General features: G+C 66.6%; 5 protein-coding genes and 1 pseudogene. 1 reads left to right on the top strand and 5 read right to left on the bottom strand.

Going from position 1 to position 7,250, the window contains the following annotated elements; genetic code table 11:
- Positions 1 to 187 precede the first annotated feature (187 nt).
- The 5 genes from tgt to ACWDU1_RS26495 are packed head-to-tail and all read right to left on the bottom strand — an operon-like array spanning position 188 to position 6,322.
- A complete protein-coding gene (tgt, locus tag ACWDU1_RS26515; protein ID WP_450002535.1) occupies positions 188 to 1,441 on the bottom strand; it encodes a tRNA guanosine(34) transglycosylase Tgt in 1,254 nt (417 codons plus the stop codon).
- 57 nt (positions 1,442 to 1,498) lie between these two features.
- Positions 1,499 to 3,409 carry an ABC transporter ATP-binding protein gene (locus tag ACWDU1_RS26510; protein ID WP_450002533.1) on the bottom strand — a complete coding sequence of 637 codons (1,911 nt, stop codon included), beginning with the start codon at positions 3,407 to 3,409 and terminating at the stop codon, positions 1,499 to 1,501.
- Positions 3,406 to 5,139 (bottom strand): ABC transporter ATP-binding protein, encoded by a 1,734-nt coding sequence (locus ACWDU1_RS26505; protein WP_450002531.1) that lies wholly within the window; start codon positions 5,137 to 5,139, stop codon positions 3,406 to 3,408. The genes ACWDU1_RS26510 and ACWDU1_RS26505 overlap by 4 nt, the downstream gene beginning before the upstream one ends.
- Positions 5,133 to 5,687, bottom strand: coding sequence for an RrF2 family transcriptional regulator (locus tag ACWDU1_RS26500; RefSeq protein WP_450002529.1), 555 nt, complete (start codon positions 5,685 to 5,687; stop codon positions 5,133 to 5,135). The genes ACWDU1_RS26505 and ACWDU1_RS26500 overlap by 7 nt, the downstream gene beginning before the upstream one ends.
- 44 nt (positions 5,688 to 5,731) lie before the next feature.
- Positions 5,732 to 6,322, bottom strand: a complete 591-nt coding sequence (locus ACWDU1_RS26495) for a TetR/AcrR family transcriptional regulator (protein ID WP_450002528.1) — start codon at positions 6,320 to 6,322, stop codon at positions 5,732 to 5,734.
- 257 nt (positions 6,323 to 6,579) lie between these two features.
- Here ACWDU1_RS26495 and ACWDU1_RS26490 point away from each other — a divergent pair.
- Positions 6,580 to 7,250: pseudogene (locus ACWDU1_RS26490) on the top strand (MMPL family transporter); the annotation flags it as partial.

The raw sequence follows: 7,250 nt of genomic DNA, 5'->3' as shown, positions 1-7,250 counted from the left end.
AGCGCAGGAGTGAAGACCCGGGGTTAATAGGGCCCCACCCTCGAGCGGCGGAGCCGCTCCAAAATCACAGCCCGACCCTTCGCGAAGGGGCACATCCGAACTCACCGTTCGCGGAGGAGTCGATCCCAACCCACCCTTCCCGAAGGGTCACCCCCGAACTCACCTTCACAGCGGAGCCGCTCCAAAATCAGGGCGCCTTGATCCTCCCCTGCCACCGCCCCATGGTCTCGTCACGGAACGCGTCGAAGTACCCCCCGTCGATGCTTTCGCGGATCCGGTCGACGAGGCGGATGGTGAAGCGTTCGTTGTGGATCGTGCAGAGGGTGGAGGCCAGCATTTCTTTGGCCTTGAACAGGTGGTGGATGTAGGCGCGGGTGTAGTGGGCGCAGGTGTAGCAGTCGCAGGTTTCGTCGATCGGGGTGAAGTCGCGTTTGAACCTGAGGGTGTCGATATTGAACCGGCCCGCGTCCACGTAGATCCCGCCGTTGCGCCCGACCCGGGACGGGTTGACGCAGTCGAAGGTGTCCGCGCCCGCTTCGATGGCCGCGAACATATCCTCGGGTTCGCTGATGCCGAGCATATGGCGGGGTTTGTCTTCGGGTAGTTCGTCGCAGCACCAGCCGACGATGGTGCCGAGGTTGTGTTTCTCGAGTGCGCCGCCGATGCCGTAGCCGTCGAATTCGGTGCCGTCGGCGCCGCGGATCTCGGCCAGGTCCCGCGACGCCTTGCGTCGCAGGTCCTCGTACTGCGCACCCTGTACCACTGCGAACAGTGCCTGGTAGGGGCGGTGTGACCGGGCGGTGGTGAGCCGCTCGTGCTCGTCGATACAGCGTTGTGCCCAATCGTGGGTGCGCTGTACCGATTTCTCCTGGTAGCCCCGGGTGTTCATGAGGGTGGTGAGTTCGTCGAAGGCGAACATGATGTCGGCGCCCAGCTGGTGCTGGATCCCCATGGAGACCTCGGGGGTGAAGCGGTGTCTGGACCCGTTGAGATGCGATCGGAAGGTGACACCGTCGTCGTCGACGGTGGCCAGCCGCTCCTTGCCCTTGGCGATGACGTCGTCGCTGCGGATATCGACGGTCTCCATCGCGAGCACTTTCTTGAACCCGACCCCCAGTGACATGACCTGGAAACCGCCGCTGTCGGTGAAGGTGGGTCCGGGCCAGCTCATGAAGGCCGCCAGACCGCCGGCCTCGTCGACGATATCGGGCCCGGGCTGCAGGTAGAGGTGGTAGGCGTTGGCGAGCAGCGCCTGCGCCCCGAGCTCGCTCATCGCCTCGGGCAGTACCGCCTTCACCGTGGCCTTCGTCCCGACGGGGACGAAGGCGGGCGTGGCGATATCGCCGTGCGGGGTCCGGATCACCCCGGTCCGGCCGTGCCGCCCTTCGAGGCGGGTACCGATATTGAACGAGAATCCGACGCCATCCGACACGGCGGCCATCCTCTCAGGCAGTAGCGGTGGGGCCGGAGCGAGGGCCCTGCGTGGTCACGTTCCGCTTCAGGCCTCGACCGCGGCCGCCGCGAACTGGGCGCTGTAGAGCCGGTAGTAGGCGCCCTGCCGGGCGAGCAGCTGGTCGTGGTTCCCGGTTTCCACGATGCGGCCCGCTTCCATCACCACGATCAGGTCGGCGTCGCGGATGGTGGAGAGCCGGTGCGCGATCACGAAGCTGGTGCGGTCGCGCCGCAGTTCCGCGGTGGCCTGCTGGACCAGCAGTTCGGTGCGGGTGTCGACCGAGCTGGTTGCCTCGTCCAGTACCAGGATGGCGGGTTTGGCCAGGAAGGCGCGCGCGATGGTGATGAGCTGTTTCTCACCCGCGCTGACCCCGGTGCCCTCTTCGTCGATCACCGTGTCGTAGCCGTCGGGCAGCGAGTGCACGAATCGGTCCACATAGGCGGCCCGGGCGGCCTCGAGGATATCGTCCGCACCGGCCCGGGGGTTGCCGTAGGCGATGTTCTCGCGGATGGATCCCTTGAAAAGCCAGGTGTCCTGCAGCACCATCCCGATCCGCGACCGCAGCTGTTCGCGGCTCAGGTCGGTGATATCGATCCCGTCGACCCGGATCGCGCCGGAGTCCAGTTCGTAGAAACGCAGCAGCAGGTTGACCAGTGTGGTCTTCCCGGCGCCGGTGGGGCCGACGATGGCGACCACATGGCCGGGTTCGGCGACCAGGGAGAGGTCTTCGATCACCGGCTTCTCCGGTTCGTACCGGAAGGAGACGGCGTCGAATTCGACCAGCCCGCGTTCGGGCGGCCGGGTGATCTCGTGCGCCGGATCGGGACTCTGCTCGTCGGCGTCGAGGATTTCGAAGATCCGCTCGGCCGAGGCCACACCCGATTGCAGCAGATTGGCCATCGCGCCGATCTGGGTGAGCGGCTGGCTGAACTGGCGCGAGTACTGGATGAAGGCCTGTACCTCGCCCAGCGACAACTGCCCGGACGCCACCCGCAGGCCGCCGATCAGCGCCACCAGCACGTAGTTGATATTTCCGAGGAACATCGAGGCGGGCATGATCAGGCCGGAGATGAACTGCGCCTTGAAGCTGGACTTGAACAGATGGTCGTTGCGTTCGTCGAACTCCGCGGCGACCTGTTTGCTGCGGCCGAACGCGGTCACCACCTCGTGTCCGGTGTAGGCCTCTTCGACCTGCGCGTTCACCATGCCGGTGTACTTCCACTGGTCCACGAAATGCGGTTTGGAACGTTTCGCGATCTGGGCCGTCACCACGATCACCGCGGGCACGGTGAGCAGGGCGATCAGCGCGAGCAGCGGTGAGATCCAGAACATCATGCCGAGGATGCCCAGTACGGTGAGCACCGAGATCAGCAGCTGACTCATCGTCTGCTGCAGGCTCTGGGAGATGTTGTCCACATCGTTGGTGACCCGGCTGAGCACGTCACCGCGCGGCGCGGTGTCGAAATAGCTCAGCGGCAGCCGGTGGATCTTGTCCTCCACCTCGGCGCGCAGCCGTTTGATGGTCCGGTTGATGAGGTCGTTGAGCAGGTAGGCCTGTAGCCAGCCGAACAGCGCGGCGCCCAGATAGAGCGCGAGTACCAGGGTCAGGGTCCGGCCGACGGCGTCGAAATCGATTCCGACGCCGGGGACCACGTCCATCCCCGTCAGCATATCGGCGAAGGTGTTCTGGCCCTGGGCCCGCAGCCCCTCGATGGCCTGGTCCTTGCTGACGCCCGCGGGCAGCTGCCGCCCGACCACCCCGTCGAAGATGAGGTTGGTGGCCTGGCCCAGCAGATACGGCCCGGCGATATTGAGCACCACCGAGATCACGCCCAGAGCGATGATCACGCTCACGAGCATGCGTTCCGGGGCCAAGCGACCGGCCAGCCGCTTGATAGAGGATTTGAACGATTTGGCCTTCACATCAGGGGCGCCGGCCGGCATTCCCGGTCTCATGAGGCCTCCTCCACGCTCAGCTGGGATTCGACGATCTCGCGGTATTCGTCGCAGTCCCGGAGCAGTTGCTCATGGGTTCCGATACCGACCATTTCCCCGTCCTCGACGACCACGATCTGATCCGCGTCCCGGATGGTCGCGATGCGCTGCGCCACGATGATCACCGCGGCGTCGGCCGTCGCGGGCCGCAACGCCTCGCGCAGCCGGGCGTCGGTGGCCACATCGAGGGCGGAGAAGGAATCGTCGAACAGGTAGACGCGCGGTTGCCGCACCAGCGCCCGGGCGATGGCCAGCCGCTGCCGCTGCCCGCCGGAGACGGTGGTACCACCCTGCGCGACCGGGGTTTCCAGGCCCTGCGGCATAGCGCGCACGAAATCGGCGGCCTGGGCGATCTCCAGCGCGTGCCACAGTTGTTCGTCGGTGGCGTCCGGGTCGCCGTAGCGCAGATTGCTGCCGACCGTGCCGGAGAACAGGTAGCCCTTCTGCGGCACCAGCCCGATCCGCGACCGCAGTTCGGCGAGGTCGAGATCGCGCACATCGGTACCACCGACCCGCACCGCTCCCCCGGTGACGTCCATGAGCCGGGGAATCAGGTTCAGCAGTGTGGTCTTGCCCGCGCCGGTGGATCCGACGATCGCGGTCGTCTGCCCCGGCCGCACCCGGAACGTGATGTTGCGCAGCACCGGCTGATCGGCGCCCGGGAAACTGAAGGTCGCGTCGGCCACCTCCACCTGGGCGGGATCGCTCTCGAAGGGCTGCGGCCGCTCCGGCGACCGCACCGACGATTCGGTATCCAGCACCCCCGCGATACGGTCCGCGGACACCGCCGAACGCGGCGCCATCATGGCCAGGAACGAGGCCATCATGACCGCCATCAGGATCTGCATGATGTAGGAGAGCAGCGCGGTCAGCGATCCGATCTGCATCTCCCCGGCGTCGATGGCCTTACCGCCGAACCAGATCACCGCAACGGAAGTGACGTTGCTGATCAGCATGACGGTGGGGAACATCAGCGCCATCAGCCGGCCGACCCGCAGCGAGATATCGGTGAGGTCGTTGTTCGCGACCCCGAACCGCCACGCCTCGAGGGGTTCGCGGACGAAGGCCCGGACCACCCGGATACCGGTGATCTGCTCGCGCAGTACGCGGTTGACCTCGTCGAGCCGGGACTGCATGAGACGGAACGCGGGCACCATCCGGGCGATGATGAACCCCATGCTCAGCGCGAGTGCGGGCACCGCGATCAACAGCAGCCAGGACAGGCCGAAATCCTCGCGCAGCGCCATGATGATGCCGCCGACGCACATGATCGGGGCCATCACCGCCACGGTCGAGGCCATCACGACGAGCAGTTGCACCTGCTGCACATCGTTGGTGTTGCGGGTGATCAGCGAGGGCGCGCCGAATACCCCGACCTCCCGGGCGGAGAACGTGTTCACCCGGTGCAGCAGGGCAGCGCGCAGATCACGGCCCGCACCCATCGCGGCCTGGGCGGCCAGCAGCACCGAACTCGCCGAGGCCACGATCTGGATGCCCGATACCCCGAGCATCCGCAGGCCGGCGGTCCAGATGTAGCCGATATCGCCCTTGGTTATGCCGTCGTCGATCAGATCGGCGTTCAGGCTGGGCAGATAGAGCATGGCGATCACCGAGATCAGCTGCAGCACTACGATTCCGGCGAGCTGTTTACGGTAGGGCCGCAGGAAGTCGCGGAGCAGTCTGATCAACATGATGGACGCACGCTACCGCCGGAGCCCGACGAAGGCCCGAGAATTTCCGTCGCGCCGGACGGGTCGCCGACGGCGGCTCGCGCGCGGGGCTCGCGACGGACCCAGGCGCCGGGATCGGCGGTCAGCGCGGTCACGAATTCCGGCAGGCCGTCCGCGGCGATATCGGCCAGCGTCACGTTCTCCAGCACGGCGCGCAGATTCACGCGTAGCGCGATCCACACCCGCTGCAACGGTTCGGCGGGGCCCGGGTAGCCCACATCCTCCGGCCGCTGACCACGCACCGAGGCCAGCGGCCCCTCGACGGCGCGGATGATATCGGCGATGGAGATCTCGGCGGCCGGGCGGGCGAGCCGGTATCCGCCGTCCGGCCCGCGACGGCTGGTGACCAGGCCGGTGCGGCGCAATTCGGCCAGCACGCCTTCGAGCACTTTGGGTGGTATCCGCTGGGCGTCCGCGATCGATTCCGCTTTCACCGCGGCGGTCTGATCCGCGGCCGTTATCTCGAGCAGGGTCCGCACCGCATGATCCACCCTCGCGGTGATGTGCACGACAAACCTGACCTTTCCGCTGTGCTGTGCGCGGCCCGCGGAGTCTAATCCGCGTCCGGCCGCAGGGCCGCGATCGCCGCGTCCAGCAGCGTCGTCTCCACCACATCATCCCCCGCGTCGGGCGCCACCTCGTTGGAAACCAGCGCGACCGTCAGAATCTCCATGGCCGCGCTCGCGCGCAGCAGCCGGACGGCGGTGGGGTCGGGGCCGGCGAGCCAATCGCGCAGCACCTTGTTGGCGTCGACGACCACCGGGAACTGGTCGGCCACGGCGTTGACGATGGGCACCGCGTTGCGCACCAGCATCTCGCCCGCGTCGCGATGACGGATCATGGCGCGCAGATAGCTGCGCAGGACGGCGCGCCGGCCTTCGGCATCGGGCGCGATTTCCTCCACCTGCTCCGACAGCTCCTTCAGATCGTCGAGGAGCGGATTGATGATCGCGACGAGGAGTTCGAGTTTCGACGGGTAGTGATAGTAGAGCGACGGCTTTGTGATTCCCACCGCATCGGCGATCTCGCGCAGGCTGGTCTCCTCGAAACCCTTGGCCACGAAGAGCCGCACCGCGGCGTCGTGGATGGCCTTCTTGGTGTCGCGACCTGCGGTAACGTGGTCTTCAGATCTCCGATTCGCCATGCTCGGCCCTCTCGTTCTTCCCGGCATCGCGCCCGGCCTGCCACCCGGAAGTCGAGCTTGTACCTCCACTTAACCTCCACGTAGTCTACCTACCGTACGGTAGATACCAGGCGTCCACCGTGTAGGCGGGTCCATCCGACTCCGCGCCCGAGCATGCAGTCTCGCCGCGCAGTCCGGTCCGCGAAAGCGACGTCGGCCGTCAGCTCGTCACAGCACAACGACCAAACCGTCTCGGCCTCGCCTAGGAGAAATCCCTCGTGTCCGTATTCCTGTACAGATGGGGAAAGTTCGCTTTCCGCCGGAAATGGATAGTGCTGCCCGTCTGGGCACTGATACTGGTGGTCCTCGGCGGGGCCGCGTTCAGCCTGGCCAAACCATTCCAGGACAGTTTCGAGATGCCCGGTCTGCCGTCGGAGCGGGCGACCGGAATCCTGGAAGAACATATGCCGCAGATGGCCAAGGCGTTCAGCCTCGACGCCGTAACCGGGCAGTATGTGATCGCGGCGCCGAACGGCACCCTCGCCGACGAGCCCAATATGGCCGCGCTCGACGCCATGGTCGCCCGCCTCAACGACACGCCGATAGTCGACCATGCCGAACCGGTGGTCAACCCGGTCACGGCCACCGAGATGATGCCCGCGAGCCAGGCCGCCGCCAAAGAGCAGGCCGAGGCCGCCGCGACACTCGAACCCGGCCGGGCACCGCCGGCACCGGAGCCCAACTGCCTCGACGGCGCGAACTCCCCCGACTTCAAGGCACTGTGCGGCGGCGCGCCCCTCAATGTGCTGAACGAGCAGCGCCCGCAAACGGTCGCGGTCCTCGACGTCAAATTCTCGATGCCGAGCTTCTCCGATGTGACCGATGAGCATCGCCAGGCCGCCGAAGCCATCGCCCAGCAGGGCCGCAACGCGGGCCTCACCGTGGAACT

This window comes from Nocardia sp. NPDC003345, from assembly GCF_053589395.1.
The sequence above is the reverse complement of the archived record's forward strand: the minus strand, read 5'-3'. Positions and strand labels throughout refer to the sequence as shown.